Annotated in this window: 27 protein-coding genes and 1 riboswitch; of the genes, 23 read left to right on the top strand and 4 right to left on the bottom strand. The window is 64.6% G+C overall.

What is annotated here, in order from left to right; translation table 11 throughout:
• The 13 genes from IVA78_RS16760 (at position 1) to phoB (ending at position 10828) form a co-directional block, all read left to right on the top strand.
• Positions 1 to 300 carry a hypothetical protein gene (locus IVA78_RS16760; protein WP_247282049.1) on the top strand — a complete coding sequence of 100 codons (300 nt, stop codon included), beginning with the start codon at positions 1 to 3 and terminating at the stop codon, positions 298 to 300.
• Between the two features lie 126 nt (positions 301 to 426).
• Positions 427 to 1017, top strand: a complete 591-nt coding sequence (locus tag IVA78_RS16755; RefSeq protein ID WP_247281839.1) for a TetR/AcrR family transcriptional regulator — start codon at positions 427 to 429, stop codon at positions 1015 to 1017.
• Positions 1014 to 1919 carry a haloalkane dehalogenase gene (locus tag IVA78_RS16750; protein ID WP_247281838.1) on the top strand — a complete coding sequence of 302 codons (906 nt, stop codon included), beginning with the start codon at positions 1014 to 1016 and terminating at the stop codon, positions 1917 to 1919. Before IVA78_RS16755 ends, IVA78_RS16750 begins: the two co-directional genes overlap by 4 nt.
• An 11-nt stretch (positions 1920 to 1930) precedes the next feature.
• A complete protein-coding gene (locus tag IVA78_RS16745) occupies positions 1931 to 2149 on the top strand; it encodes an Rdx family protein (protein ID WP_247281837.1) in 219 nt (72 codons plus the stop codon).
• A 19-nt stretch (positions 2150 to 2168) separates the two neighbouring features.
• The gene (locus IVA78_RS16740; protein WP_247466572.1) at positions 2169 to 2600 is read left to right on the top strand and encodes a GNAT family N-acetyltransferase; all 432 of its coding nucleotides are present in this window, start codon (positions 2169 to 2171) and stop codon (positions 2598 to 2600) included.
• 414 nt (positions 2601 to 3014) lie between these two features.
• The gene (locus IVA78_RS16735) at positions 3015 to 4070 is read left to right on the top strand and encodes a lysylphosphatidylglycerol synthase domain-containing protein (RefSeq protein WP_247281835.1); all 1056 of its coding nucleotides are present in this window, start codon (positions 3015 to 3017) and stop codon (positions 4068 to 4070) included.
• A 33-nt stretch (positions 4071 to 4103) separates the two neighbouring features.
• Positions 4104 to 5402: an ATP-binding protein gene (locus tag IVA78_RS16730; protein ID WP_247281834.1), complete on the top strand. Its 1299-nt coding sequence runs from the start codon at positions 4104 to 4106 to the stop codon at positions 5400 to 5402.
• 145 nt (positions 5403 to 5547) lie between these two features.
• Complete coding sequence (gene pstS, locus IVA78_RS16725; RefSeq protein WP_247281833.1) at positions 5548 to 6561, top strand: phosphate ABC transporter substrate-binding protein PstS; 1014 nt, start codon at positions 5548 to 5550, stop codon at positions 6559 to 6561.
• 159 nt (positions 6562 to 6720) lie between these two features.
• Entirely contained in the window at positions 6721 to 7710 is a 990-nt protein-coding gene (gene pstC / locus IVA78_RS16720; protein WP_247282048.1) for a phosphate ABC transporter permease subunit PstC, read from the top strand.
• A gap of 4 nt (positions 7711 to 7714) precedes the next feature.
• A complete protein-coding gene (gene pstA / locus IVA78_RS16715) occupies positions 7715 to 8560 on the top strand; it encodes a phosphate ABC transporter permease PstA (RefSeq protein WP_247281832.1) in 846 nt (281 codons plus the stop codon).
• Positions 8557 to 9378: a phosphate ABC transporter ATP-binding protein PstB gene (pstB, locus tag IVA78_RS16710; protein WP_247466570.1), complete on the top strand. Its 822-nt coding sequence runs from the start codon at positions 8557 to 8559 to the stop codon at positions 9376 to 9378. Before pstA ends, pstB begins: the two co-directional genes overlap by 4 nt.
• 11 nt (positions 9379 to 9389) lie before the next feature.
• Positions 9390 to 10106 carry a phosphate signaling complex protein PhoU gene (gene phoU, locus IVA78_RS16705; protein WP_091884957.1) on the top strand — a complete coding sequence of 239 codons (717 nt, stop codon included), beginning with the start codon at positions 9390 to 9392 and terminating at the stop codon, positions 10104 to 10106.
• A gap of 14 nt (positions 10107 to 10120) precedes the next feature.
• Complete coding sequence (gene phoB, locus IVA78_RS16700) at positions 10121 to 10828, top strand: phosphate regulon transcriptional regulator PhoB (RefSeq protein WP_008143479.1); 708 nt, start codon at positions 10121 to 10123, stop codon at positions 10826 to 10828.
• 260 nt (positions 10829 to 11088) lie between these two features.
• Here the strand turns inward: phoB and IVA78_RS16695 are convergent, their stop codons facing one another.
• Positions 11089 to 11601, bottom strand: a complete 513-nt coding sequence (locus IVA78_RS16695; protein ID WP_247281831.1) for a GcrA family cell cycle regulator — start codon at positions 11599 to 11601, stop codon at positions 11089 to 11091.
• 468 nt (positions 11602 to 12069) lie between these two features.
• On the opposite strand from IVA78_RS16695, the gene IVA78_RS16690 reads away from it, so the two are divergent.
• The 3 genes from IVA78_RS16690 (at position 12070) to IVA78_RS16680 (ending at position 15364) form a co-directional block, all read left to right on the top strand.
• Positions 12070 to 13278: an aspartate aminotransferase family protein gene (locus IVA78_RS16690; RefSeq protein ID WP_247466567.1), complete on the top strand. Its 1209-nt coding sequence runs from the start codon at positions 12070 to 12072 to the stop codon at positions 13276 to 13278.
• Positions 13278 to 14201 carry an ornithine carbamoyltransferase gene (gene argF / locus IVA78_RS16685; RefSeq protein WP_247281829.1) on the top strand — a complete coding sequence of 308 codons (924 nt, stop codon included), beginning with the start codon at positions 13278 to 13280 and terminating at the stop codon, positions 14199 to 14201. The genes IVA78_RS16690 and argF overlap by 1 nt, the downstream gene beginning before the upstream one ends.
• Positions 14202 to 14356: 155 nt before the next feature.
• Positions 14357 to 15364, top strand: a complete 1008-nt coding sequence (locus IVA78_RS16680) for an Hsp33 family molecular chaperone (RefSeq protein ID WP_247281828.1) — start codon at positions 14357 to 14359, stop codon at positions 15362 to 15364.
• Between the two features lie 187 nt (positions 15365 to 15551).
• Here the strand turns inward: IVA78_RS16680 and apaG are convergent, their stop codons facing one another.
• Positions 15552 to 15944: a Co2+/Mg2+ efflux protein ApaG gene (gene apaG, locus IVA78_RS16675; protein ID WP_176945497.1), complete on the bottom strand. Its 393-nt coding sequence runs from the start codon at positions 15942 to 15944 to the stop codon at positions 15552 to 15554.
• Between the two features lie 197 nt (positions 15945 to 16141).
• Here apaG and IVA78_RS16670 point away from each other — a divergent pair, with 197 nt between their 5' ends.
• The 3 genes from IVA78_RS16670 to IVA78_RS16660 are packed head-to-tail and all read left to right on the top strand — an operon-like array spanning position 16142 to position 19173.
• Entirely contained in the window at positions 16142 to 17398 is a 1257-nt protein-coding gene (locus IVA78_RS16670; RefSeq protein ID WP_247281827.1) for an OpgC domain-containing protein, read from the top strand.
• The gene (locus IVA78_RS16665) at positions 17398 to 18177 is read left to right on the top strand and encodes an SGNH/GDSL hydrolase family protein (RefSeq protein WP_247281826.1); all 780 of its coding nucleotides are present in this window, start codon (positions 17398 to 17400) and stop codon (positions 18175 to 18177) included. The genes IVA78_RS16670 and IVA78_RS16665 overlap by 1 nt, the downstream gene beginning before the upstream one ends.
• Positions 18178 to 18189: 12 nt before the next feature.
• On the top strand, positions 18190 to 19173 hold the full coding sequence (locus IVA78_RS16660; protein WP_247281825.1) for an SGNH/GDSL hydrolase family protein: 984 nt from the start codon (positions 18190 to 18192) through the stop codon (positions 19171 to 19173).
• Between the two features lie 170 nt (positions 19174 to 19343).
• On the opposite strand, the gene IVA78_RS16655 is transcribed toward IVA78_RS16660, so the two are convergent.
• Positions 19344 to 20531, bottom strand: coding sequence for an O-succinylhomoserine sulfhydrylase (locus tag IVA78_RS16655; RefSeq protein ID WP_247466564.1), 1188 nt, complete (start codon positions 20529 to 20531; stop codon positions 19344 to 19346).
• Positions 20532 to 20604: 73 nt separating this feature from the next.
• Positions 20605 to 20684: riboswitch (SAM riboswitch) on the bottom strand.
• 110 nt (positions 20685 to 20794) lie between these two features.
• On the opposite strand from IVA78_RS16655, the gene IVA78_RS16650 reads away from it, so the two are divergent.
• The 4 genes from IVA78_RS16650 to IVA78_RS16635 all read left to right on the top strand — a co-directional run bounded on the left by IVA78_RS16650 (position 20795) and on the right by IVA78_RS16635 (position 25260).
• Positions 20795 to 21901 (top strand): 2'-deoxycytidine 5'-triphosphate deaminase, encoded by a 1107-nt coding sequence (locus IVA78_RS16650; RefSeq protein WP_247281823.1) that lies wholly within the window; start codon positions 20795 to 20797, stop codon positions 21899 to 21901.
• A gap of 180 nt (positions 21902 to 22081) precedes the next feature.
• Positions 22082 to 22495, top strand: a complete 414-nt coding sequence (locus tag IVA78_RS16645; protein WP_247281822.1) for a PAS domain S-box protein — start codon at positions 22082 to 22084, stop codon at positions 22493 to 22495.
• A gap of 104 nt (positions 22496 to 22599) precedes the next feature.
• The gene (locus tag IVA78_RS16640; protein ID WP_247281821.1) at positions 22600 to 23652 is read left to right on the top strand and encodes a hypothetical protein; all 1053 of its coding nucleotides are present in this window, start codon (positions 22600 to 22602) and stop codon (positions 23650 to 23652) included.
• 162 nt (positions 23653 to 23814) lie between these two features.
• The gene (locus tag IVA78_RS16635; protein WP_247466561.1) at positions 23815 to 25260 is read left to right on the top strand and encodes an MATE family efflux transporter; all 1446 of its coding nucleotides are present in this window, start codon (positions 23815 to 23817) and stop codon (positions 25258 to 25260) included.
• On the opposite strand, the gene IVA78_RS16630 is transcribed toward IVA78_RS16635, so the two are convergent.
• Positions 25257 to 25745, bottom strand: coding sequence for a hypothetical protein (locus IVA78_RS16630; RefSeq protein WP_247450598.1), 489 nt, complete (start codon positions 25743 to 25745; stop codon positions 25257 to 25259). The two genes, IVA78_RS16635 and IVA78_RS16630, sit on opposite strands and share 4 nt — an antisense overlap.
• Positions 25746 to 25834: the final 89 nt, after the last annotated feature.

Here is a 25834-nt window from a genome sequence, read left to right as displayed (position 1 = left end):
ATGCCCTATCTGGCTTCGTTCCATATGGGTTGGCTGGTCGGCTCGCTGCTGCTGGGCTTTTGCATGGGCTGGATCTCCGTGGTCCAGCGTGGCAACGGCACCTCGAAGGTGACCGCGCGGTGGCTCGCCGCGCTTGCCGCCGCCATGGTCGCGGCGTCGTTTGCGCACGTGGTCCCCGGCCGCTTCGGCTATTGGCTCGACCTTGGCCTGATCATGTTCGCGTGTTATCTCGTTGGTTGCACCATCGGTGCCTGGCTGCGCGACCGGGTAGTCTCGCGAAGCACGCCGCCAGCAGTGTGAAGCCTGAAGCTCTGACTGATCGGCGGAGCTTGCCTCTTTCATTACGGTAACACATTGATCAAACAAGTATATTGCCGAAACGGGAGGTCTGGTTGACAATAATACGTACGTGCGTATTATCGCTTAATGCCAAAGCCCTCGCTCAAAGACGCCATCCTCGACGCCGGCCTCAAAGTCATGTTCCGGACCGGCTATCACGGTACCAGCGTACGTGACGTCACCGCTGCGGCGGGCGCCCCGCAGGGGTCCTTCACCAATCATTTTCGTTCCAAGGAGGCGTTCGCCTCCGAGGTGCTCGACCGCTACTTCGCCATCACCAGGGGATTGGTCGCGGAAGCCCTCGACGACACCTCGCTGACGCCGCGGGCTCGGCTCAGGCGCTATCTCGACATCATCACCGGTCGGCTCGAGGCCGACGGCTATGGTCGCGGCTGCCTGATCGGGGACCTCAGTCTCGAAGCGGCCGGCAGCAGCGAGATGCTGCGCACCCGTCTTGCCGAAATTTTTGCCGAGTGGCGCATGCCCTTCGCGGCCTGCATAGCCGGGGCACAGACGCGCGGCGAAATCGCGTCCGATTTCGAGGCCGAGGAGCTTGCCGACTTCCTGCTTGCGTCCTGGCAGGGGGCGATCCTGCGCATGAAAGTCGACCGCAATCCGGACGCGCTCGAACGTTTCAAGACTATCGCATTTCAAACTGTGTTCAGGGAGCCAACATGAGCAAGCCAGTCAACATGGAAATGCGCACCGCGTCCGTGCTTGGGAGCACGATGGCTTACCGCGCGACAGGAGGGCGCGATCAGCCGGTCGCGTTGTTCTTGCACGGCAATCCCACCTCCTCGCACATCTGGCGCAACATCCTGCCGCTGGTGGCGCCGGTCGCGCATTGCATCGCGCCCGACCTCATCGGCTTCGGCGAGTCCGGCAAGCCCGACATCGCCTACCGCTTCGTTGATCACGCCGGCTACCTTGATGCGTTGATTGAACAGCTCGGCTTGTCCTCGGCTTATCTCGTTGCCCAGGATTGGGGCACTGCGCTCGCATTTCATCTCGCCGCGCGCCGTCCGACCTTCGTGCGCGGCCTCGCCTTCATGGAGTTCATCCGACCGATGCCGAGCTGGCAGGATTTTCACCAGACCGACGCGGCGCGCCAGACCTTCCGCAAGTTCAGGACGCAGGGCGAGGGCGAGGCGATGGTTCTGGAGGCGAATGCCTTCGTTGAGCGCGTGCTGCCCGGCGGCATCATGCGCACGCTGAGCGAGGAGGAGATGGCGCCCTATCGCGCGCCGTTTCCGACGCGGGAGAGCCGCCGTCCCGTCCTCGCCTTCCCCCGTGAGCTGCCGATCGCAGGCGAGCCAGCCGATGTCTACGCAGCGCTGCAATCGGCGCATGCATCGCTCGCCGAAGCGTCATATCCAAAGCTGCTGTTTGCAGGCGAGCCGGGTGCGCTCGTCGCTCCGGAATTTGCCGAGACGTTCGCTGCCTCGCTCAAGCACTGCGCGCTTGTCCGTCTCGGGCCGGGCCTGCACTATCTTCAGGAGGATCACGCGGAAGCGATTGGCCGCTCCGTCGCCGGCTGGATCGCCGGCATCGAAGCGGTGCGTCCGCAACTCGCGGCCTGAAGGAGGACGAGATGTCTGCCGTGACCATCATTTGTTGCCGCCCGTGCGGATACGAGAAGCGCGCCAGAGACGTGGCTGCGGCGCTCCGCCGGCAACTGGCGCTGGAGTCGGACCTCGTCCCCGGCAAGGGCAAGATCTTCCAGATCAGGCTCGGCGACCGGATCGTCGCCAGCCGCAGCAAGGGGCACTTTCCCGGCGCCGATGATATCGTCGCGGCCGCGCGGCACTGACGCGGGGAGGGCTTTGCCAATGTCGATTGCCTGGACCGACGATCTCGCCGCCGTGGATTGGCACGAGCTTTCCGAGCTCTATCGCATCGCGCCGCTCGGCCACAAGACGCCGACCGATCTTGCGCTCGTGTTCGGCAACAGCATGTTTCGCACCTTTGCTTGTGACGAGGGGCGGCTGATCGGTGCCGGGCGCGTGCTGGCCGACGGTCGCGACTGCGCCTATCTCTGCGATGTTGCCGTGCACCCTGATCGTCAGGGACAGGGCCTTGGCCGCGAGATCATCGAGCGCTTGCTTGTGCGATGCCGGACCCACCGGAAAATCATCTTCTACGCGGTCCCCGGCAAAGAGGGTTTTTACGAACGTCTGGGTTTCCGGCGGATGACCACGGCCATGGCGATTTTCGAGGATCAGGCCGGTGCCCATCGCCGCGGCTATGTAACCGCGCCTTGAGTCCATTCTGCGCCCAGCACCCTTCCGGCGCATTCGAATCCGTGAACAATGTCCGGGTCGGCCCCTCTTTCAACAGGCCGGCGTGCCCCATAGATTGACGTCGGCTTAAGCCGTGACGGAACATTGTGCGGTTGAAATCATCAAAACTTCATGGCGTCTGCGCAGGATTGCCAAGGAGATTCGCATTAAGCCTTGCCGCCGAAGGCGCCAAACCTTGCATCAGGAGCCCCCAACCTGCCTAAAACATTGAAGGCACGTGTTTTTGTTCGAATTGGCGAATTCCACTTCGTCCGAAAACGCGCTAGTGGAGGGGCAGGGGGCATGCGCGATGCCGGAGCCGGTTCGTCGAGTGCCCGTGCGTCGTCCGCCTGTCCGCCGGCCACCCTGGCCGCTGAAGCGTTGTTCGAGGTCTAGATGCTGGAAGCCATCCGCAGAGCGACGACGTTTCTGCGCCAGAAGCAAGTCCTGCATAAGCTTGGAGTTGTGATCAGCGTCGCGGTCATCGGCATCGCTTGCTATGTGCTTTACCACATGCTGCGAGGCATCGATCGCAACGAGGTCATCGAGGCAATCAAAAGTACCGAGCCGAGCCAGATTGCGATGGCTGCGCTGTTCGTGGCTGCGGGCTATTTCACCCTGACCTTCTACGACCTGTTCGCCACGCGTGCGATCGGGCACGCCCATGTGCCCTACCGGATCAACGCGCTTGCCGCCTTCACCAGCTATTCGATCGGCCACAATGTCGGCGCCAGCGTCTTCACTGGCGGTGCGGTGCGCTACCGCATCTATTCGGCCTATGGGCTGAACGCGATCGACGTCGCCAAGATCTGCTTCCTCGCCGGCCTGACCTTCTGGCTCGGCAATGCCGCCGTGCTCGGCCTCGGCATCTCCTACCATCCGGAGGCCGCCGCCGCGATCGACCAACTGCCGGCCTGGCTGAACCGGACGCTGGCGCTGATGATCATCGTGGGGCTGGTCGCTTATGTGGTATGGGTCTGGACCCAGCCGCGGGTGGTCGGCCGGGGGCCTTGGACCGTAGTGCTGCCGGGCGGCCCGCTGACGCTGCTCCAGATCGCGATCGGCATTGTCGATCTCGGTTTCTGCGCGCTCGCGATGTACGTGCTGGTCCCGGACGAGCCCAATCTCGGCTTCGTCGTGGTCGCAGTGATCTTCGTCTCGGCGACACTGCTCGGCTTTGCCAGCCATTCACCCGGAGGTCTTGGCGTGTTCGACGCCGCCATGCTGGTCGGCCTCTGGCAGATGGACCGGGAGGAGCTTCTGGGTGGAATGCTCCTGTTCCGCGTCCTCTATTATCTGTCCCCCTTCGTCATATCTGTAATCTTGCTGACGTTTCGGGAAGTTATAATCGGCGCACGTTCGAAGCGCTTGCAGCAGGCGGCGCTCAAGCTCGATCCCGGTCCGGCGCGTGAGGCCGCCTATGTGAGAGAGCGCAGCGACAGCGGCGCCTGACCGACGCAGGCCTTTTAGGAGAAGCCCTCCCCGATGGCGATCGACGCCCCATCTTCTCCCTCCAGCCAGCCCTGGTCCGACCGGCTGCGACACTCGACCATCGTGCTGATCGCCGCGGCGCTGGCGCTGTCCGTCGTGGTTTCGCTCGGCGAATTGTCGGTGCTGCACGCTGCCACCGTATTCCTCTGCATTGCAGCCGCGGCGCTGATTCCCTGGCGCCTGCACGATCCCGCCGCCTCGCGCGACGACGTCAGGCGCATCAATCCGGTCGAGAGCGCGGCGGTGGCCGCGGTCGTTGCCGGCATGCCGGATCCTGCGGTGCTGCTCGACCGCGCCGGCCGCGTCATCCACCTCAATGCCGCCGCCGCCCAGCTCGCGCCGGCGCTGCGCAGGAACGAGCTTGCCCAGTTCGCGTTGCGCTCGCCGGAGATTATCACGGCCTTGCGCGAGGCGATCGCGACCACCGAGCCGCGGCGCGCGACCTATCTCGATCATGTTCCGGTCGATCGCTGGATGGAGCTCATGATCACGCCGGTGCCGGTGCCGACCACCTTCGGCGGCGCCGACAAGTGCATGCTGATGACCTTCCACGACCAGACGCCGCTGCGGCGGGTCGAGGAGATGCGGGCCGATTTCGTCGCCAATGCCAGCCACGAGCTGCGCACTCCGCTCGCCGCACTGTCGGGCTTCATCGACACACTCCAGGGCCAGGCCAAGGACGATCCAAAAGCGCGCGAGCGCTTCCTCGGCATCATGCACAACCAGGCCACCCGCATGGCGCGCCTGATCGACGATTTGCTGTCGCTGTCGCGGGTCGAATTGTCGGCCCATGTCCGCCCCGACACCCTGGTCGATCTCTTGCCGATCATCCGCCAGGTCGCGGACGGGCTCGAACCGCTGGCGCGGGAGCGCCAGGTCGATGTCGAGACCCATCTGCCGGAAGCCGCCGTGATGATCGCGGGCGACCGCGAGGAGCTGCTCCGCCTGTTCGAGAACCTGATCGAGAACGCGCTCAAATACGGCGCATCGGGCGGACGCGTCATTGTGTCGCTGACCTCAAGCGCGGTCACTGATGGGGCTCAGGAAATCCGCGTCATGGTCCGGGATTTCGGCCCCGGCATCGCACCGGAGCACCTGCCCCGGCTGACGGAGCGCTTCTACCGGGTCGACGTCGGCGACAGCCGCGCGCAGGGCGGAACCGGGCTCGGATTATCGCTGGTGAAACATATTCTTAACCGTCATCGCGGCCGGCTTCTGATCGAAAGCGTCCCCCGGCAGGGCGCCACTTTTACCGCCTGTTTTCCCCAGACGAGGACTTCGGCTGCGACCTGAAAATCAAGCGATTCCAATTGCTTGAGGGTGTCATCCAGCTGTCACGAAACCTTCGTAAAAGCACAGCCGACCGCTCCTAAAGGGGCGGCGCGGGGAGCGCGATCGGGCGCGGACGGCGCTTCGCTCCCCCTGTATGGAGACCAGCATGAATTTCCTCAAAACGATCGTCGCTGCCGGCTTGGTCGCCGCCTCGGCGACGGCGGCCTTTGCTGCCGATATCACGGGTGCCGGTGCGACGTTCCCGTTCCCGATCTATTCAAAGTGGGCTGATGCCTACAAGAAGGAGACCGGCAACGGTCTGAATTACCAGTCGATCGGCTCGGGCGGCGGTATCAAGCAGATCCTGGCTAAGACCGTGACCTTCGGCGCCAGCGACGCGCCGCTCAAGGCCGAGCAGCTCGAGAAGGACGGTCTCGTGCAGTGGCCGATGGTGATGGGCGCCATCGTCCCCGTCGTCAACCTCGAGGGCGTGAAGCCCGGCGAGCTGGTGTTCGACGGCGAGACGCTGGCCAACATCTATCTCGGCAAGATCACCAAATGGGACGACGCCGCGATCAAGAAGCTCAATCCGAACGTGAAGCTGCCGGCGGAGGCGATCACCGTGGTCCGCCGTTCCGACGGTTCGGGCACCACCTTCAACTTCACCAACTATCTCTCCAAGGCCAGCGCGGACTGGAAGAGCAAGGTCGGCGAAGGCACCGCGGTGGAGTGGCCGGTCGGCGTCGGCGCCAAGGGCAACGAAGGCGTGTCGGGCAACATCAGCCAGACTAAGAACTCGATCGGCTATGTCGAGTACGCCTATGCCAAGCAGAACAAGCTGACCTACACCGGTCTCGTCAACAAGGCCGGCAAGCCGGTGCAGCCGACCGTCGAGGCCTTCCAGGCCGCCGCCTCCAACGCCGACTGGGCCAAGGCTCCCGGCTATTACGTCATCCTGACCGACCAGCCGGGCGAGAAGTCCTGGCCGATCACGGCGGCGACCTTCATCCTGATGCACAAGTCTGCGACCGACAAGGCCGCCTCCCAGGAAGCCATCAAGTTCTTCCGCTGGGCGTTCAAGAACGGTGGCAAGGCGGCTGAAGAACTCGACTACATCCCGATGCCGGACAGCGTCGTCCAGCTGATCGAGAAGACCTGGGCCGCCGAGATCAAGAGCTGAGGCGAACGGCTCTCATGTCCCGGACGCGCAGCAGCGTGAAATGCTGCTGCGCTGCGCCGGGACAACAACCGGGCCCCGATCAGCGTCGTGCTGTGTCGGGGGCGCGGGACCGGCAACAAGCGTCTATAAATCTGGGTACAGGGGATCGGCGTGGCAGAGATGGCCGTTCAGAGCGACGTAATCGACGACGCCGGACCGTATGACCGCGCCAAGGCCTTGAGCGCGTTCAAGCTCGGCGACGTCACCTTCTACTGGATCACGCGACTTTCCGCGATCTCGGTGCTGCTGATCCTCGGTGGCATCATCATTTCGCTGATCGTTGGCGCCTTCCCCGCGATGAAGGAATACGGCCTCTCGTTCCTATGGACGCAGCGCTGGGCGCCGTCGGCCGATCCGCCCGTGCTCGGCGCGCTCGGGCCGATGTACGGCACGCTCGTCACCTCCTTCATCGCGATGCTGATCGCCATTCCGGTCGGTCTCGGTATTGCGATCTTCCTCACCGAGCTCTGCCCGCAATGGCTGCGCCGCCCGATCGGCATGGCGATCGAGCTGCTCGCCGGCATTCCCTCGATCATCTACGGCATGTGGGGCTTCTTCGTGCTGGGCCCGTTCCTGGCCAACACCTTCCAGCCGTTCATGATCAGGGTCTTCGACGGCGTCCCCGTGCTGGGGGCGATCTTCGCAGGTCCGCCGTCCTATCTCAGCCTGTTCAATGCCGCGCTGATCCTCGCCATCATGGTGCTGCCCTTCATCACCTCGATCTCGGTCGACGTGTTCAAGACGGTGCCGCCGGTGCTGAAGGAAGCCGCCTACGGCGTCGGCTGCACCACCTGGGAAGTCGTCCGCAGCGTGGTGATCCCCTACACCCGCGTCGGCATCATCGGCGGCGTCATGCTGGCGCTCGGTCGCGCGCTCGGCGAGACGATGGCGGTGACCTTCATCATCGGCAACTCGTTCCGCATCTCCTCGTCGATCTTCGCTCCGGGCACCACGATCTCGGCGGCGATCGCCTCCGAATTCGCCGAGAGTGACGGCCTGCACCAGTCCGGCCTGATCCTGCTCGGCCTGCTCCTGTTCGTGCTGACGTTCTTCGTGCTCGCGGCCGCGCGGCTGATGCTGATGCGGCTGGAAACCAAGGCCGGAAAGTGACGCCATGAACCCGATCTATTCGCGCCGTCGCCGCTGGGACATCGTCATCCGCGGTCTCTGCATCGCAGCCGCCGCCTTCGGCGTCACTTGGCTCGCGCTGATTCTGATCACGCTGCTTTACAATGGCCTGGCCGGGCTCAACTACCAGGTCTTCACCGAGAACACGCCCCCGCCCGGATCGAACGAGGGCGGCCTGCTCAACGCCATCGTCGGCTCGCTGATCATGACCGTGATCGGCGTCGGCATCGGCGCGCCGCTCGGCCTGTTCGCCGGCACCTATCTCGCCGAGTACGGCCGCAACGACAAGCTGACCTCGGTGATCCGCTTCATCAACGACATCCTGCTCTCGGCGCCTTCGATCATCATCGGCCTGTTCATCTACGGCGCGGTGGTGGTGCCGATGCGCGGCTTCTCGGCGATCGCCGGCGCGCTGGCGCTCGCCGTGATCGTGATCCCGGTCGTGGTGCGCACCACCGAAGACATGTTGCTGCTGGTGCCGAACCCGCTGCGTGAGGCTGCCAGCGCGCTCGGCCTGCCGCGCTCGCTGGTGATCAAACGGATCGCCTATCGTGCCGCGCGCTCCGGCCTGATCACCGGCGTGCTGCTGGCGACTGCGCGCGTCGCCGGCGAGACCGCGCCGCTGCTGTTCACGGCGCTGTCGAACCAGTTCTTCAGCCTCGGCCTCGACAAGACGATGGCCAACCTGCCTGTCACCATCAACAACTTCGTGCAGAGCCCCTACGCCTATTGGAAGCAGCTCGCCTGGAGTGGGGCGCTGCTCATCACCCTGACCGTGCTTGCCCTGAACATTGGCGCGCGCATCCTTGGCGCCGAGAGGACTGCAAAATGAGTGAAATGTCTGTTTCCGTAAGTGCGCCGACCGTTCATCCCGGCTCACAGCCGCTACCCGAGGCGCCTGCCAAGGTCACCGCGCGCAACCTCAATTTCTACTACGGTGAGCACCACGCGCTGAAGAACATCAATCTGGCCCTCGGCACCAACCGCGTCACGGCCTTCATCGGCCCGTCGGGCTGCGGCAAGTCGACCCTGCTGCGCATCTTCAACCGGATGTACGATCTCTATTCGGGCCAGCGCGCCACCGGCCAGCTGTTGCTCGACCAGACCAATATCCTCGATCCCAAGCTGGACCTCAACCTGCTGCGCGCCCGGGTCGGCATGGTGTTCCAGAAACCGACGCCGTTCCCGATGACGATCTACGAGAACATCGCCTTCGGCATCCGCCTCTACGAGAAGATCTCGAAGTCCGAGATGGACGACCGCGTCGAGAAGGCGCTGCGCGGCGGCGCGCTGTGGAACGAGGTCAAGGATAAGCTCAACGCGTCCGGCTTGTCGCTCTCCGGCGGCCAGCAGCAGCGCCTCTGCATCGCCCGCACGGTCGCGGTGCGGCCCGAAGTGATCTTGTTCGATGAGCCCTGCTCGGCGCTCGACCCGATCTCGACCGCCAAGGTCGAGGAGCTGATCCAGGAATTGTCCGAGAACTACACGATCGCGATCGTCACCCACAGCATGCAGCAGGCGGCGCGCGTCTCTGATAAAACCGCCTTCATGTATCTCGGCGAGCTGATCGAGTTCGACGACACCAGCAAGATCTTCACGTCGCCGAGCGACCGGCGTACGCAGGATTACATCACCGGCCGGTTCGGCTGAGGAGACGGGACATGGGTACTGAACATACCGCAAAGGCCTTCGATACCGACCTCCAGGAGCTCACTCGCCTCGTCGCCGAGATGGGCGGCATCGCCGAGCGCATGATCGTCGATTCCGTCGACGCGCTGATCCGCCGCGACGTCGCGCTCGGCCAGCGCGTCGTCACCACCGATGCCGAGCTCGACGCGCTTCAGAAGCGCATCGAGGAGCGCGCCGTGCTCACCATCGCCCGCCGCCAGCCGATGGCGGTGGATTTACGCGAGATCGTCGGCGCCATGCGCGTTGCCACCGATCTCGAGCGCATCGGCGACCTCGCCAAGAACATGGGCAAGCGCGTTGCGGCGCTGGAGACGGACTTCCATCCGCTGAAACTGTTCCGCGGCCTGGAGCACATGACCGACCTCGTGCAGCAGCAGGTCAAGTCGGTGCTGGATGCCTATGCCGCGCACGATTTGCCGGCGGCGATGGCGGTGTGGAAGGGCGACGAGGAAGTGGACGCCATCTGCACCTCTCTGTTCCGCGAGCTCCTCACCTATATGATGGAGGATCCGCGCAACATCTCGTTCTGCATCCATCTGATGTTTTGCGCCAAGAACATCGAGCGCATCGGTGATCACGCCACCAACATCGCCGAGACCGTGTTCTACATGATCGAGGGGCAGGCGATCACCGACAAGCGGCCGAAGGGCGACATGACGACCTTCGCCACGACGGTACCGAATACCTAGGGAGCGACGACAACATGGGCGCACGCATTATGGTGGTTGAGGACGAGGAAGCTCTCACCGAGCTTCTCCGTTACAACCTCGAAGGCGACGGCTATGACGTGGAGACGGTAATGCGCGGCGACGACGCCGACACCCGCCTCAAGGAACACATCCCCGATCTGATCGTGCTCGACTGGATGCTGCCGGGACTGTCCGGCATCGAGTTGTGTCGGCGGCTGCGCACCCGTCCCGAGACCAAGCAGCTCCCGATCATCATGCTGACCGCGCGCGGCGAGGAAAGCGAGCGGGTGCGGGGTCTTGCGACCGGCGCCGATGACTACATCGTCAAGCCGTTCTCGGTGCCGGAGCTGCTCGCGCGCGTGAAGGGCCTTCTGCGGCGCGCAAGCCCCGAGCGGCTCGCCACCGTGCTCGCCTATGGCGACATCGAGCTCGATCGCGACAAGCGCCGCGTCGCGCGCTCGGGCCGGCCGATCGATCTCGGCCCGACCGAATATCGCCTGCTGGAGTTCTTCCTGGAGCATCCCGGCCGCGTGTTCTCGCGCGAGCAGCTGCTCGACAGCGTCTGGGGCCGCGACATCTACATCGACGAGCGCACCGTCGACGTCCATATCGGCCGCCTGCGCAAGCTGCTCAATCTCGGCCGCGAGCAGGACCCGATCCGCACCGTCCGCGGCGCGGGTTATGCGCTGGATGATCGGTTTGCAAAGGCGGAGCAGACGTAGGCCCAACTGCGTCACCAAGCTCGGTCGTCGTCCCGGACAAGCGTAGCTCCCGGCAACGCGCAGCGTTGTCCGGAGCGAAGCGCCGATCCGGACGCATAGCCACAGGACGTGGTTGTTGCGCGAAAAGGTAACTCCGAGTCCCCGTAACCACGGCTTGCGGTGGCTATCGGTCCCGGTCCGGCGCTTCGCTTGTCCGGGACGACGTCGGGTTTGTTGCGCCGTCACCGCGTGACGGCTGCCGGTTCGATCTCAGGAAATAATCACCGCGTGCTCGGCTTCGGTGCCGCCCGCCGGCGATCCGCTGCCGGCTGATAGGCGACGCGCGAGTGCTGGGCGCAGTAGGGCAGGCCTGACAGCGCCTTGCCGCCACAGAAGAAGAAGTCCGGGCTGGAGGGATCGCCGACCGGCCAGTGGCACGTCGCCTCGTTCAATTCCAGCAGCGACAGCCGCTGACTCATCGGCACCACGTTGTCGTAGGTGACCGGTTCGGCCTCCACCTCGACCTCGAAGGCCTGCGCCAGCGCGGTGTTGCCGCGCGAGATCGGCCGGGTCACCCGCATCATATGCTGCGCGGGCCGCGCCTTGCGCGGCCGCGGCGCTGCCGATGAAGGGCTCTTGGCGCGGCCCGACAGGCCGAGCCTGTGCACTTTGCCGATCACGGCATTGCGGGTCACATTGCCGAGCTCGGCCGCGATCTGGCTGGCCGAAAGTCCGGCCTCCCAGAGCTTTTTCAGCTGCTCGACGCGATCGTCGGACCAGGTCAAAACCGTCATTGCACCCTTTCCCTCGTTGCGCGCCGCCATCCTGGGGCCTCACAGCGAATGCTTAAGCCTTGAAAAACCCGTGCCGTCAGAATCCCTTAAGGCTCGCCGGGCGCGTGACTGACGCCCGAACGTTTACGCCGGTACATGAGGACTCTTGGGATCAGAACCGCTGCACGAGATGTCGTATCTGACAGTCCAAACGCTACAATATGGCGTGACTCCCGCGCAAGAGTCCGCCGACTCGCTTCCACATGTTCCGTGGTGAAAACCCCGCAAGATCGGCACCGCAAGACTACGGATTTCGCGTTTCGCGAGGCTTTCCGGGCGGCATTGACACCCGTCTTGCCAGGCATAAGATGGTGACGCGTGCCGCCCTTAAAAGGCGGCACGTTTCGTTTTCCGGACCGGTCAATGGTGCGCTGCGCAAGGCATGCCAGGCAGGTCTCAACGTCCAAATGCAACATCCACGTGATGGTCATGACCAACAGCGCCGCGCCGCATCTGCTTCCCGTTTTCGCCAGGGCGGACCTTGGCTTCGAGCGCGGCGAAGGCTGCTGGCTGATCGCGACCAATGGCGATCGCTATCTCGATTTCACCTCGGGCGTCGCCGTGAACGCGCTCGGCCACGCCCATCCTGCGTTGGTCAAGGCATTGCAGGAGCAGGCGACCAAGCTCTGGCACATGTCGAACCTGTTCCAGAGTCCCGATGGCGAACGGCTTGCAACGCGTTTGTGCAACGAAAGTTTCGCGGACTTCGTGTTCTTCTGCAATTCCGGCGCCGAAGCGTTGGAATGCGTGATCAAGGTCGTGCGGCGCTATCATGCCGCCAAAGGCCATCCCGATCGCTATCGCATGATCACCTTCGAAGGCGCCTTCCACGGCCGCACGCTGGCGACGTTGGCGGCGACGGGCTCGGCAAAATATCTTGAAGGTTTCGGCCCGCCCATGGATGGCTTCGACCAGGTCCCGCATGGCGATATCGAGGCCGTGAAGAAGGCGATCGGTCCGCAGACCGCCGGCATCCTGATCGAGCCGATCCAGGGCGAGGGCGGTGTGCGTTCGTCAACACCCGCCTTCCTCAAGGCGCTGCGTCAGCTCTGTGACGAGAAGGGCCTGTTGCTCGCGTTCGACGAGGTGCAGACCGGCATGGGCCGCACCGGCGATCTGTTCGCGCATCGCCGTCTCGGCGTCACCCCCGACGTGATGTCGCTGGCGAAAGCGCTCGGTGGCGGCTTCCCGATCGGCGCTTGTGTTGCCACCGCGGAAGCGGCCTCCGGCATGACGCCCGGCTCGCACGGCTCGACCTTCGGCGGCAATCCGCTCGCGATTTCCGCTGCGAACGCCGTGCTCGACGTCATGCTCGAGCCCGGCTTTTTCGATCACGTGCAGAGGATGTCGCTGCTGCTCAAGCAGAAGCTCGCCTCGGTGATCGATCGCTATCCTGATGTCGTCAGCGAAGTCCGTGGTGAGGGGCTCCTGATCGGCATCAAGGCGGTCGTGCCTTCGGGTGATCTCGTTACCGCCCTGCGCAACGAAAAGCTGCTCACCGTCGGCGCCGGCGACAATGTGGTGCGCTTCCTACCGCCTCTGATCGTCACCGAAGCCGAGATCGAGGACAGCGTCGGGCGGCTCGAGCGCGCCTGCGCGGCGATCTCGTGCAGTCAGACCAAGCGGGCGGCAAGCTGATGAGCAATTCGCCAAAGCACTTCCTCGACATCAACGAGCTCCCGCTGTCGGAGCTCAAGCGCATGCTCGCCGCATCCTCCGCCATGAAGGCGAAGCAGAAGGCGCATCAGCCGGTCAGGCCGCTCGAAGGCAAGACGCTGGCGATGATCTTCGAGCGCCCCTCGACGCGGACGCGGGTGTCGTTCGACGTCGCCATGCGCCAGCTCGGCGGCGAGCCCATCATGCTCACCGGCGCCGAAATGCAGCTCGGCCGGGGCGAGACCATCGCCGACACCGCGCGCGTGCTGTCGCGCTATGTCGACGCCATCATGATCCGCATCCTCAATCACGAGGCGCTGCTGGAGCTTGCGGCCCATGCGACCGTGCCCGTCATCAACGGCCTGACGCGCCGTTCGCACCCTTGCCAGGTGATGGCCGACCTCATGACCTATGAGGAGCATCGCGGCCCGATCGAGGGCAAGACGGTGGCCTGGACAGGCGACGACAACAACGTGCTGGCGTCCTGGGCCCACGCCGCCGAGCGCTTCAAGTTCCAGCTCAACGTCGCAACGCCGCCGGAGCTCGCGCCGAAAAAGGCGATGCGCGATTGGATCAAGATGACCAATGCGCCGATCGTGCTCGGCACCGATCCGGAAGCCGCCGTGAGGGGCGCCGACTGCGTCGTCACCGACACCTGGGTGTCGATGGGCGACAAGGAAGGCGAGCACCGCCACAACGTGCTCAAGCCCTACCAGGTCAATGCCAAGCTGATGTCGCTGGCCAAGCCCGACGCGCTGTTCATGCACTGCCTGCCTGCCCATCGCGGCGAGGAGGTCACGGATGAAGTGATCGACGGCCCGCAATCGGTCGTGTTCGACGAGGCCGAAAACCGCCTGCACGCGCAGAAGGGCATTCTGGCCTGGTGCTTTGACGCGGTGAAGTAGCGCAGCCTGGTGAAGGCGAAGTGGGTTTGGTTCGTCGTCCTGGCGAGAAGCCGGGACGACGCCGAACCAGCAGTATCGTGTGTGATCATAACTGCCTCGGGAACACTCCCTCGCGCCCCCTTCCATTTCCCACCTCCGACCCCAGATACACGGCCATGGTTTCCCAATCCCCTGACATGAAAACCGGGCCAGAAGGCCCGGTTCGCGCGCCATCACCGGTTCCGATCGATGACGCCGTGCTGCCCTACGAGGTCGACGCACTCGACGTGCGCGGCCGCTTGGTGCGGCTCGGTCCGGCGCTCGACGACATTCTCACCAAGCACGATTATCCCGCTCCCGTCGGCAAGCTGCTCGGCGAGGCCATCGTGCTGACGACGTTGCTCGGCTCGGCGCTGAAATTCGAGGGCCGCTTCATCCTCCAGGCCCAAACCGACGGTCCGGTGTCGTTCCTTGTCGTCGACTACATGGCGCCGGATCGCCTGCGCGCCTATGCGCGTTTCGATGCCGCGCGTCTCGGTAACGCCAAAGATTCCGGCACGCTGCTCGGCCGCGGTCATCTCGCCATGACCATCGACCAGGGCCCCGACATGAGCCGTTACCAGGGTCTGGTCGCGCTCGACGGTGGCAGCCTGGAAGAGGCCGCTCACGAATATTTCCTCCGCTCCGAGCAGATCCCGACGCGCGTGCGTCTTGCGGTCGGCGAGGAGTGGCGCAGTAGCGACGGCGGCAAGCATCGCTGGCGCGCCGGTGGCATGTTGATGCAGTTTCTGCCCAAGGCGCCGGAGCGCGCGCGGCAGGCGGACCTGCATCCCGGGGATGCGCCCGAAGGCAGCGAGGTGCACAGCGTCGCCGAAGACGACGCCTGGGTCGAGGCGCGCTCGCTGATCGAGACCGTCGAGGACGTCGAGCTGATCGATCCCGAGCTCTCCGGCGAGCGGCTGCTGTTTCGCCTCTTCCACGAGCGCGGCGTGCGCGTGTTCAATTCGCAGGTTCTGGAAGCGCGGTGCTCCTGCTCGCGCGATGCGGTTGCCTCGATGCTCAAGAGCTTCTCGCCCGACGATCGCGCCGCGATGGTCAAGGACGACAAGGTCGTCGTCACCTGCGAGTTCTGCTCGTCGGTCTACCAGTTCACGCCGCACGAGGCGGGCGTGGAGGACGCCTAGGCATCGCGCATAGCTAGGCTAGGAATGACGAGGCTGGGGAGGCTGCTCGCACATACTCGCTGTCATCGCCCGGCCGTGATCGGGCGATCCAATACTCCGAGACGACAGTGATTGAGCCAAACACTGATTGAACCGATAGGCCGCGGCTTGCTGGATTCTCCGCCTTCGCGGGGAATGACATCGGAGGCTAGTTCAACACCCGCTTGTTGTCCGGACTGTCCAGCGAGAACGTCGGCACGTCGATCTCGAAGCGCTCGCCGCTTTCGCTGACCATCTGGTAGCGGCCGGTCATGAAGCCGGAGGCGGTCGTGAGCGGCACGCCGGAGGTGTATTCGAAGCGCTCGCCGGGGGCCAGGATCGGCTGCTCACCGACGACGCCCTCGCCCTTCACCTCCTGCTGGCGGCCGGAGGCGTCGGTGATGATCCAGTGCCGCGTCTTCAGCTGCACGGTCTCGTCACCGGAATTGGTGATGACGATGGTGTAGGACCAGAAATAGCGGGAGCGGTCGGCCGACGACTGCTCCGGAACAAAGTTCGGCTCGACGGTCACTTCGATCTGGCGGGTCACGGCGCGGTACATGATGGCCCATCATAGCGAAATCCGCCCGGGGAACCAAACGCCGGAGACGGCTTTGGCGACATCGTCCCGCCAGAATTCGCGGGGAAGGGACTCCCAAGGGGGAGACAACCTTATGTGATCCGGCCGCTTTGCGAGACGACGGCCGGACCGGTAAACTCCATTGAACGTCGCGATTTGCGGAAGGGTTTTTGGCCCCGATGACCATTGCCGACCAAGTGACGGGATCGACGATCGCGGGAACCGCCGGTGCCAAACCCGCAGGGACCAAGCCGCGCGCCGCCGCGCCAGCCATTACGCTGCCGGCGATCGGCGAGCGCGAGCTCCGGCTCGATCTGTTCCGCGGCCTGGCGCTGTGGCTGATCTTCATCGACCATCTGCCAACCAGCCTGCTGACCTGGTTCACCATTCGCAATTACGGCTTCAGCGACGCCACCGAGATCTTCATCTTCATCTCCGGCTATACCGCCGCCTTCGTCTACGGCCGGGCAATGCTGGAGAGCGGCGCCGTCATCGCCACCGCGCGCATCCTGCGCCGCGTCTGGCAGATTTACGTCGCCCACGTCTTCCTGTTCACGATCTTCCTCGCCGAAATCTCCTATGTGGCGACCAGCTTCGAGAACCCGCTCTACACCGAAGAGATGGGCATCATGGATTTCCTCAAGCAGCCCGACGTCACCATCGTGCAGGCGCTGCTGCTGCGCTTCCGGCCCGTCAACATGGACGTGCTGCCGCTCTACATCGTGCTGATGCTGGCGCTGCCGTTGATCCTGTGGTCGATGAAGTGGAAGCCCGACGTCACGCTCGGCCTCTCGGTCGTGCTCTACGCCGTGACGTGGGAATACGACCTCTACTTCTCGGCCTATCCGAACGGCTTCTGGGCGTTCAATCCGCTGGCCTGGCAATTGCTTTTCGTCTTCGGTGCATGGTGTGCGCTCGGAGGCGCGCGGCGCATGTCGCGCATTCTGGCATCACCCGTGACGATGTGGATCTCGATCGCCTATCTCGCCGCGGCGTTCTACGTGACGCTGACCTGGTACGTGCCGCAGCTCGGCCACTTCATGCCGAAGCGGATCGAGCAGTGGATGTATCCGATCGACAAGACCGATCTCGACGTGCTGCGCTTCACACATTTCCTGGCGCTGGCCGCGCTCACCGTGCGCTTCCTGCCGCGGACCTGGCCGGGCCTGAAATCGCCCTGGCTGCGGCCGCTGATCCTATGCGGGCAGCATTCGCTCGAGATCTTCTGTCTCGGCGTCTTCCTGGCTTTCGCCGGCCATTTCATCCTGGCCGAAGTTTCCGGCGGGGCAGCCATGCATGCGTTGATTAGTCTCTCCGGAATCCTGATCATGTGGGGGGTGGCGTGGGTGATTTCGTGGTACAAGCGCGTGGCTGACAAGAGCGGTGCGAAAACCAAAAACGCCGTCGGCAACGCCGATCTGGCGGGAGGGGGCTGATGAAGGCGAAGGTTCTCCTGAGCCTGATCCTGCTATGCGGTGGCCTCGCCGCGGCCACGGCGCGCGCGGGCGATGCTGCGCCTGCTGCCTCGGCCGCGCCCCCGGCCTGCGAATTGCCGTCCTATCTGCTTACCAGCGAAAGCCAGCTTCCCAAAGTCGCCGATGCCATCAAGTCCGGCAAGCCGCTCGAGATTCTGGTCATCGGAAGCCGCTCGACCACGATTCCATCCTCGGAGAGCAGCTCATATCCGGCGCGCATGGAGACGATCCTCAAGGAGAAGCTGCCCGCGTCCGAAGTGGTGCACGTCTCCGTAGAAATACAGAGCAAGAAAACGGCAGGGGAGACCGCGTCCACTTTCATTAAGCTGATGGAAGCAAAAATGCCTACTTTGGTCATCTGGCAGACCGGGACCGTGGATGCTATCCGATCCATCGATCCCGACGATTTTCGCGGCGCGGTAACCGAAGGGGTTACCGCGTTGCAAAAGGCAGGGGCTGACGTCGTCTTGATGAATTTGCAGTACAGTCCGCGTACCGAAACCATGATCTCGGCGCAGCCTTTTCTCGATAATATGCGTGTGGTGGCGCAGGAGCACGACGTCCCACTGTTCGACCGTTTCGCGATCATGCGACAGTGGAATGATCAGGGCCAGTTCGACTTGTTCAACCCGTCCCGCGGGCCTGAACTGGCGAAACAGGTCCATGATTGCCTTGGCCGGGCGTTGGCACAGTTCGTGATTGATGCTGCCCATCTGGAGCCGGCCCAGCAGCAAAATTGAGGTCTAGCGTTAATGAGTTCTCTCCGCCCTTTTTGCCTGACGTCATGGCTGGCGCCCGCGGCGGCGGCGCTGCTGCTGCTGATGCCCGCTTCGCAGCCGCGCGCGCAGACGCAAGCCGCTCAGGCGACGCCCGCGCAGCCGGCTGATTCCGCTGCCGCACCGCCCTCCCAGACCACCGTCGCCGCGACGTCCCCCGAGCAGCGCGGCGTCACGGCGCGCGCCATCGACAAGGTGAAGGAAGTCGCAAAGTCCGCCGGCGACATCTTCAGCCGCGTGCCCTGCCTGCCGCCGAAGGGCGGCTCGAAGGCGATGGGCTCGCTGCCGCGTGTCGCAAGCAAGCTCGTCGCCGGCCAGCCCGTCGTCATCGTCGCGTTCGGCTCGTCGTCCACCGCAGGATTCGGTGCGAGCTCGCCGGAGTTCAATTATCCGAACCGTCTCGCCGCACAGCTGCGCCGGCACTATCCGACCGCTGACATCACCGTCATCAATGCCGGCGTCGGTGGCGAGGATGCGCCCGAGATGATGAAGCGCCTCCAGACGCAGGTCATCGACGTGCATCCGGATCTCGTGATCTGGCAGGTCGGCACCAACGCCGTGCTGCGCAATCTCGATCCCGCCGATACCGCAAAACTGGTCGAGGACGGCATCAGCCGCATCCAGGCCGCCGGTGGCGCCGACATCGTGCTGGTCGATCCGCAATATTCGCCGGCGGTCAACCAGCGCGCCGAGAGCGCCGGCAAGATGGTGAAGCTGCTCGGCAAGGTCGCCGAGCTCCGTCACGTTGGCATCTTCCCGCGCTTCGAGGTGATGCGCGACTGGCACGAGAAGCAGGCGATCCCGGTCGAGAGTTTCGTTATCGCCGACGGCCTGCACATGAACGATTGGGGCTACGCATGCTTCGCCCAACTCCTCGCCGATGACATCATCCGCTCCGTCGGCCAGATCAAGCTCGGTGTGAACGTGCCCGCGGATGTGCGCACGTATCGGCCGATGTAGGTTGCTTCACCCTCCCCTGGGAGGGGGAGGGTCGATCGCGCACAGGCGAGCGGGGTGGGTGATCTCTCCGCTCGGGCGTTGGATGCGGAAAGACCGTCACCCCACCCCGTCTCACATTTCGTTGCGCTCCATGTGAGCCGACCCTCCCCCTCCAGGGGAGGGTAAGAAGATCACGCCTTCTCCAGCGCCGCGGTCAGATCCTCGATCAGATCTTCCGCATGCTCGAGCCCGGCGGAGAAGCGGATGAAGCCTTCGCTGATGCCGAGCGCGGCGCGGTCTTCGGGCTTCAGACGCTGATGCGTCGTAGTGGCCGGATGCGTGACGAGGCTCTTGGCGTCGCCGAGATTGTTGGAGATCTTCGCCAGCTTCAACTCATTGAGCACGCGAAACGCCGCCTGCTTGCCGCCCTTCACCTCGAAGCCGACCAGCGTCGAGCCGCCACGCATCTGCTTCTTCACCAGCGCGGCCTGAGGATGATCGGCGCGGCCGGGATAGACCAGCCGCGAGATCTTGGGATGGCTCGCCAGCACCTCGGCAATGCGCGCTGCGGTGTCGGTCTGCGCGCGCACGCGCACGCCCAGCGTTTCCAGGCCCTTGAGCAGGACCCAGGCGTTGAACGGCGAGATCGACGGGCCGGTCTGGCGCATGAAATTGTGGATGTGCTCGGCGATGAAGGCTTCCGAGGACAGGATGATGCCGCCGAGACACCGCCCCTGGCCGTCGATATGCTTGGTCGCGGAATAGACCACGACGTCGGCCCCGAGCGCGAGCGGGCTCTGCCAGATCGGGGTTGCGAACACGTTGTCGACCACCAGTCGCGCGCCGCCCTTGTGCGCGATCTCGGCGATCGAGGGAATGTCGAGCACATCTAACGTCGGATTGGTCGGGCTCTCCAGGAAGAACGTCTTGGTGTTCGGCTTGAGAGCGCGCTGCCATTGGTCGAGGTCGAGGCCGTCGACCAGCGTGGTCTCGATGCCGTAGCGCGGCAGCAGATCCTGCACCACATAGAGGCACGAGCCGAACAGCGCGCGCGACGCCACCACATGATCGCCCGCCTTCAGGGGCGCCAGGATCGCAGTCGTCACCGCGGCCATGCCGGTGGCCGCCGAGCGAGCGGCTTCGGCGCCTTCGAGCTCGATCATGCGGCGCTCGAACATCGCGATGGTCGGATTGGAATAGCGCGAATAGATGAAGCCGGGGTCCTCGCCCTTGAACCGCGCCTCGCACTCCTCGGCGCTGTTGTAGACGTACCCTTGCGTCAGGAACAGCGCCTCCGACGTCTCGCCATATTGCGAGCGCAGGGTGCCGGAATGGACCAGGCGGGTTTCGGGACGGTAAGTGGCAGGCGACTTCGACATAGGACCTCCGACATGACCATTCGAGCAAAAATGGTCACAAAAAAACCGGCCTGGATATCTCCATGGGCCGGGATCACAGAGGTCCCCGGCCTGTTTAGCGACTTATTTAACGTGGCTGCAAGCCGGCCGGCTCAAATCACCACGGGATAAGTGATGCTCATATTCCGCAATGCCCTTTCCGTCAAGGCGTCCATCGGATAGCCGTAAAAGGCTAGTATTTCCCGTATCTCGGGATGCGTTTGCCCCTTGCTGAGGACCCCCGGTTGACGTTCACGGTCGCTGCCGACGCCAATGGTATCCTGCCTGACCGCATGATTGCGGCGATGGCAGAGGCGGGGCTGATCCTGCCCGCCTACGACTTCGTCGAAAGCCAGATCCAGCCGGCGAGCCTCGATCTGCGCCTCGGCGACATCGCCTATCGCGTCCGCGCCAGCTTCCTGCCCGGTCCCGGCGCCACCGTCGCCGAGCGCATCGACGAATTGAAGCTGCACGAGTTCAGCCTTGCCGACGGCGCGGTGCTCGAGACCAACTGCGTCTACATCGTGCCGCTGCTGGAGAGCCTCGCGCTGCCGCCGGAGATCGTCGCGGCCGCGAATCCCAAGAGCTCGACCGGCCGGCTCGACGTCTTCACCCGCGTGATCGCCGACGGGACCCGCCGCTTCGACATGATCGGCGCCGGTTATCACGGCCCGCTCTATGCCGAGATCAGCCCGAAGACGTTTCCGGTGCTGGTGCGCGAGGGCTCGCGCCTGTCCCAGGTACGCTTCCGCACCGGTGACGCCATCCTCAATGCCGACGAGCTCGATGGCTTGCATGCGACCGAGCGCCTCGTCGACATCGACGATGCCGATCTGTCCGGCGGCGTCGCTGTCTCGGTTGACCTCTCCGGCGAGAAGGCCAACGGCTTCGTCGGTTACCGCGCCAAGCGCCACACCGGCGTCGTCGACGTCGACCGCCGCTCCGGCTATGCGGTGGAAGATTTTTGGGAGCCGATGTCGGCCCGTCCCGACGGCAGCCTGATCCTCGATCCCGGCGAGTTCTACATCCTGGCCTCGAAAGAGGCCGTGCAGGTCCCGCCCGATTACGCCGCGGAGATGGTGCCGTTCGATCCCTTGGTCGGCGAATTCCGCGTGCATTATGCCGGTTTCTTCGATCCCGGCTTCGGCTATGCCGGTGCCGGCGGGCAAGGCGCGCGCGCCGTGCTGGAGGTGCGCTCGCGCGAGGTGCCCTTCATCCTCGAGCATGGCCAGATCGTCGGCCGCCTCGTCTACGAGAAGATGCTGGCGCGTCCCGATGCGATGTACGGCCAGCGCATCGGCTCGAACTACCAGGCGCAGGGGCTGAAGCTGAGCAAGCATTTCCGGGTCTAGCGCTAGCCCCACGCTCCGCTGTCATGCCCGGCTTGGCCGGGGCATCCAGTACTCTGCGGCGATAGTTCGTTGCAAGAAACTTCCGCAGCGGAGTACTGGATCGCCCGATCAAGTCGGGCGATGACACCGAGTATGTGTCAGGATGCGAGCCGAAGTCCGGGCTACATGCGAGGTGGTGTCATGACCAATCCATCCCAACTCGACGCGAGAATCATCGACGACGTCGCGGACGCGCTGATCTATTCGGATCGCTCCGGCACGATCATGCGCTGGAATCGGGCATCGGCCGCCTTGTTCGGTTTCTCCGCCGGGGAGGCGCTCGGCCAGAACCTCGATCTGATCATTCCCGAGCATCTGCGCGCCGCGCACTGGAAAGGCTTCGAGGCTGCGCTGGCCAGCGGCACGATGAAGCTCGCGGGCAAGCCGACGCTGACACGCGCGCTGCACAAGAGCGGGCGCAAGCTCTACATTGAGATGACCTTCGCGCTGGTACGGGATGCCGGCGGAGCCGTGCTCGGATCGGTCGCGATGGCGCGCGACGTGACGGAGCGCATCGAGCGCGAACGCGCGGCCAAGGCTGCGCAAAATTCGTGATGCGGAATTGACGGGCCGTCGTGCAGGGCGGTCTGCATGCGTGCCATGTTGCCTGTCACCGGGTGCAGTGACACATTCGATCAAAACAACGATCGGGAGCGAACATGACCGCCGCATCAGACACAGCGCAGCAAGCCCAACGGAAACGCTGGCGCGCGGTCGCCGATCTCTATCACGCCTACTTCACCGGCCTGATCCTCACCGTGGTCACGCGGCGCGGCACGGCGGATGCCGCTGAATTTGTCTTCCGCGTGTTCCGCCGCCAGCAGCAGGAGCGCTTCCTGCCGGGGCTGGAAAAGCTCGGCCTCCGTCATCTGCCGCCGGCGGTGGCTGCCGCGCAATATCACTATCTCTCGAACTGGATCGGCGGCGTGCATGTCGAATACATGTATGAGAGCGACACCAAGGCCTGGATCCGCTATCCGCCGCCGCGTTGGATCTGGAAGGGCACCGCGATCTGCGGCGTGCCGGGCGAAGTCAGCTGCGCGATGCTGCGTGGCTGGCACGCCAACAACGGCGTAGCCCTCGGCGATCTCCGCCTCGGCTTCGTCTGCACCAAGCAGAGCGTCGACGGCCAGGATGGGCTCGAAGGCTATTATCATCAATACGATCATCCGCTCGATCTTGACCAGCGCCTGGTGTTCGCGCGGCATCTGGAGGCCCCTACGTTCGATGCGAAGACCGCGCCGGCTTTGCCGGTGGCGAGCTGGCCGAAACCGCGGCTCGAAAAAGCCTATCGCAACTACGCAATGGAATATGTCCGCACCGCCGCGCCCGTGATGGTGCAGCTGTTCGGCCCCGAGGACGCCGGCTATCTCCTGCATCTCACCGGCAAGCTGATCGGCATGCAATATTTCGACGAGGTCGCGGCGGCGTTGGCGATGAGCCGCGGCGGTGCGGGCGAATTCGCATCGTTCCTGAGCGCGCTGTTTGCCGCGCAGGACGATGCGGCCGAGACCTCGCAATCCGAAGGCGCCTTTGCAATCCATCAGCAGAGCTGGAGGCTGATGGACGATGTCGCCGACTATCACCAAACCTGCGCCAAGGTGCTGGAAGGATTGTTCGAAGGCCTCGCTGCAGGATGCGGAAGAAACATAGGCGTGCGCATGCACACCGCGAAGGGCGGCCGCCCGCCGCTGGTCTGGACGATTGAATAGCGACGGTGACAAGCCGCCGCCGCAGGGCACGCCTGCACCTGACGCAGGAGGAATCGGCGCCCGCCATGCTAACAAGCCCTGCCGCGCCCTGCGCGCGAATAGATTGATTGGCACACCTGTTTATTGCCGCGCCGCAAATGGCGCTCGTGTCCGGGAGAAGACATGTCCGACATCGCCGAAATCCCGGTCGATGAACAGGAGCGCCCGCTGCCGCCGCCTCCGCGGCCGGTCAGGAGCGCGCTGACCGACGGTCCGATCCTGCGCACGCTGCTTGGGCTCGCTTGGCCGAACGTGATCGGGTTGTCGGCCGGCATGTGCGTGGTGATCGCCGAGACCTCCTATGTCGGCCGGCTCGGCGTCGAGGCGCTGGCCGCGATGGCGCTGGTGTTTCCGACCGTGATTCTGACCATGACGATGTCGGGCGGCGCCATGGGCGGCGCGGTGGCCTCCGCCATCGCGCGTGCGCTCGGCGCCGGGGATCGCGAGCGCGCCGGAACGCTCGCCGTGCACGCGATTCTGATCGGCATCAGCTTCGGTCTCGTCTTCATGCTGGGAATGCTGATCTTCGGGCCGCGCCTGCTGGAATTGCTCGGCGGCCGCGGCAATGTGCTGACCCACGCCATCGCCTACACGCAGGTGTTTTTCGGCGGCGCGGTGCTGCCCTGGCTGCTCAACACCCTGGCGGGCGTCCTGCGCGGTACCGGCAACATGAAGCTGCCGTCGCTGTTGATCCTCAACTCGGCGGTCTGGCAGATCGTGCTGGGGGGCACGCTGGGCCTTGGGCTCGGGCCGGTGCCGCAGCTCGGCATGCGCGGCGTCGCGGCCGGCGCGCTGATCGCCTATTGCATGAACATCGGCGCGATGGGCTGGTATCTGTTCTCCGGCCGCGCCCGAATCGTCCTGAAGCTGCGCGGCCTGCGCATCCAATGGGCGATGTTTTTCGACATCCTGAAGGTCGGCGCCATCGCCTGCTTCTCGCCGCTGCAATCGGTGCTGACGATCTCGATCTTCACTCACATGCTGGCGCAGTTCGGCACCGCGATTCTCGCCGGCTACGGTATCGGCGCGCGGCTGGAATTCCTGCTGACCTCGATCGCATTCTCGTTCGGCATCGCCTGTGTGCCGATGGTCGGGATGGCGATCGGGGCGGGCCGCATCGCGCGCGCCCGGCGCATCGCCTGGATCGCCAGTGCTGCGGCCTTCGTGGCGGTCGGCGCGCCGGCATGCCTCGTTGCGATCTTCCCCGATCTCTGGGTCAACATCTTCACCGACAGCGTGGCCGTGCGCGCGGCGAGCCATCAATATCTCTCGACGGTCGGACCGTTCTACGCCTTCTTCGGCCTTGCAACGACGATGTATTTCTCCTCGCAGGGCGCCGCCAAGGTGATCGGGCCGGTGCTGGCGCAGACCGCGCGATTGATCTACATCGCCGCTTGTGGCTGGTGGCTGTCGGCCCACGGCGCTACAGCGCAGAGCTTCTTCTGGCTCGCCGCAAGCTCGATGGTCGTGCTCGGCCTGCTGTCGTGCTCCAGCGTGGTGCTGACCCGCTGGGGACCGCGCAAGATGAAACCTGCGATCAGGCCAGCTCTGTCAGCTGCTGCCGACTAGCGATGCCTGTGGCGGCGATGGCCGCCGCCGGCATTGGCGAGCCGCATCAATTGCGGGATCATCGCCATCATGTCTCCGCCTCCGGCGCCGCCGAGCATGCCCATGACGTCGCGGCCGCCCATGCCGCCGAGCCCGGCCGGCATATAGCCGCCGCTCATCGGCGTGTAGCCGCCGTAGTTCGGCGCACCGAAGCCGCCGCCGAGATTGCCGCCGGACAGGCCGCCGCCCATCATGCCGCCGAGCCCGCCGCCGTTCTCCATCATGCGACTCATCATCGGGCCCATGGTCTGCATCAGCATGGCGAAGCGGCGCTTGCCCATCTTCGCCTTCATCATCTCCAGCATTGGCGCCATCTGGGCCATCATGTCCTCGCCATCGGCACCACCACCAAAACCCGCAAGCTGCGCCTTCGCCGGCGTGCTCGCGACGGAAAACAATAGCAGCACGGCGGCCGCCTGGCAGATCACCTTGTCCGCACCTCTCATGGCATGCTCCTCGCGTGCGTGGCTCCGCCGGGAAAGCGGAGCCAACCGGACGCACGTCGCATGGTTACGGCTGGCGAGGGCGGATCGCT

The sequence above is a fragment of the Bradyrhizobium sp. 137 genome, assembly GCF_023074095.1.
In the GTDB taxonomy this organism is placed as follows: Bacteria; Pseudomonadota; Alphaproteobacteria; order Rhizobiales; family Xanthobacteraceae; genus Bradyrhizobium.
The sequence above is the reverse complement of the archived record's forward strand: the minus strand, read 5'-3'. Positions and strand labels throughout refer to the sequence as shown.

Bases quoted from the DNA above. Each gene is read 5' to 3' on its own strand.
- argF (WP_247281829.1), top strand. From the start codon at position 13,278: ATGAGCAATTCGCCAAAGCACTTCCTCGACATCAACGAGCTCCCGCTG.
- IVA78_RS16655 (WP_247466564.1), bottom strand. From the start codon at position 20,531: ATGTCGAAGTCGCCTGCCACTTACCGTCCCGAAACCCGCCTGGTCCAT.
- IVA78_RS16640 (WP_247281821.1), top strand. From the start codon at position 22,600: ATGACCGCCGCATCAGACACAGCGCAGCAAGCCCAACGGAAACGCTGG.
- phoU (WP_091884957.1), top strand. From the start codon at position 9,390: ATGGGTACTGAACATACCGCAAAGGCCTTCGATACCGACCTCCAGGAG.
- IVA78_RS16630 (WP_247450598.1), bottom strand. From the start codon at position 25,745: ATGAGAGGTGCGGACAAGGTGATCTGCCAGGCGGCCGCCGTGCTGCTA.
- phoB (WP_008143479.1), top strand. From the start codon at position 10,121: ATGGGCGCACGCATTATGGTGGTTGAGGACGAGGAAGCTCTCACCGAG.
- IVA78_RS16680 (WP_247281828.1), top strand. From the start codon at position 14,357: ATGGTTTCCCAATCCCCTGACATGAAAACCGGGCCAGAAGGCCCGGTT.
- IVA78_RS16665 (WP_247281826.1), top strand. From the start codon at position 17,398: ATGAAGGCGAAGGTTCTCCTGAGCCTGATCCTGCTATGCGGTGGCCTC.
- IVA78_RS16730 (WP_247281834.1), top strand. From the start codon at position 4,104: ATGGCGATCGACGCCCCATCTTCTCCCTCCAGCCAGCCCTGGTCCGAC.
- IVA78_RS16735 (WP_247281835.1), top strand. From the start codon at position 3,015: ATGCTGGAAGCCATCCGCAGAGCGACGACGTTTCTGCGCCAGAAGCAA.
- IVA78_RS16740 (WP_247466572.1), top strand. From the start codon at position 2,169: ATGTCGATTGCCTGGACCGACGATCTCGCCGCCGTGGATTGGCACGAG.
- pstB (WP_247466570.1), top strand. From the start codon at position 8,557: ATGAGTGAAATGTCTGTTTCCGTAAGTGCGCCGACCGTTCATCCCGGC.
- IVA78_RS16690 (WP_247466567.1), top strand. From the start codon at position 12,070: ATGACCAACAGCGCCGCGCCGCATCTGCTTCCCGTTTTCGCCAGGGCG.
- IVA78_RS16760 (WP_247282049.1), top strand. From the start codon at position 1: ATGCCCTATCTGGCTTCGTTCCATATGGGTTGGCTGGTCGGCTCGCTG.
- IVA78_RS16635 (WP_247466561.1), top strand. From the start codon at position 23,815: ATGTCCGACATCGCCGAAATCCCGGTCGATGAACAGGAGCGCCCGCTG.
- pstC (WP_247282048.1), top strand. From the start codon at position 6,721: ATGGCCGTTCAGAGCGACGTAATCGACGACGCCGGACCGTATGACCGC.
- IVA78_RS16660 (WP_247281825.1), top strand. From the start codon at position 18,190: ATGAGTTCTCTCCGCCCTTTTTGCCTGACGTCATGGCTGGCGCCCGCG.
- IVA78_RS16670 (WP_247281827.1), top strand. From the start codon at position 16,142: ATGACCATTGCCGACCAAGTGACGGGATCGACGATCGCGGGAACCGCC.
- pstS (WP_247281833.1), top strand. From the start codon at position 5,548: ATGAATTTCCTCAAAACGATCGTCGCTGCCGGCTTGGTCGCCGCCTCG.
- IVA78_RS16745 (WP_247281837.1), top strand. From the start codon at position 1,931: ATGTCTGCCGTGACCATCATTTGTTGCCGCCCGTGCGGATACGAGAAG.
- apaG (WP_176945497.1), bottom strand. From the start codon at position 15,944: ATGTACCGCGCCGTGACCCGCCAGATCGAAGTGACCGTCGAGCCGAAC.
- IVA78_RS16645 (WP_247281822.1), top strand. From the start codon at position 22,082: ATGACCAATCCATCCCAACTCGACGCGAGAATCATCGACGACGTCGCG.
- IVA78_RS16755 (WP_247281839.1), top strand. From the start codon at position 427: ATGCCAAAGCCCTCGCTCAAAGACGCCATCCTCGACGCCGGCCTCAAA.
- pstA (WP_247281832.1), top strand. From the start codon at position 7,715: ATGAACCCGATCTATTCGCGCCGTCGCCGCTGGGACATCGTCATCCGC.
- IVA78_RS16695 (WP_247281831.1), bottom strand. From the start codon at position 11,601: ATGACGGTTTTGACCTGGTCCGACGATCGCGTCGAGCAGCTGAAAAAG.
- IVA78_RS16750 (WP_247281838.1), top strand. From the start codon at position 1,014: ATGAGCAAGCCAGTCAACATGGAAATGCGCACCGCGTCCGTGCTTGGG.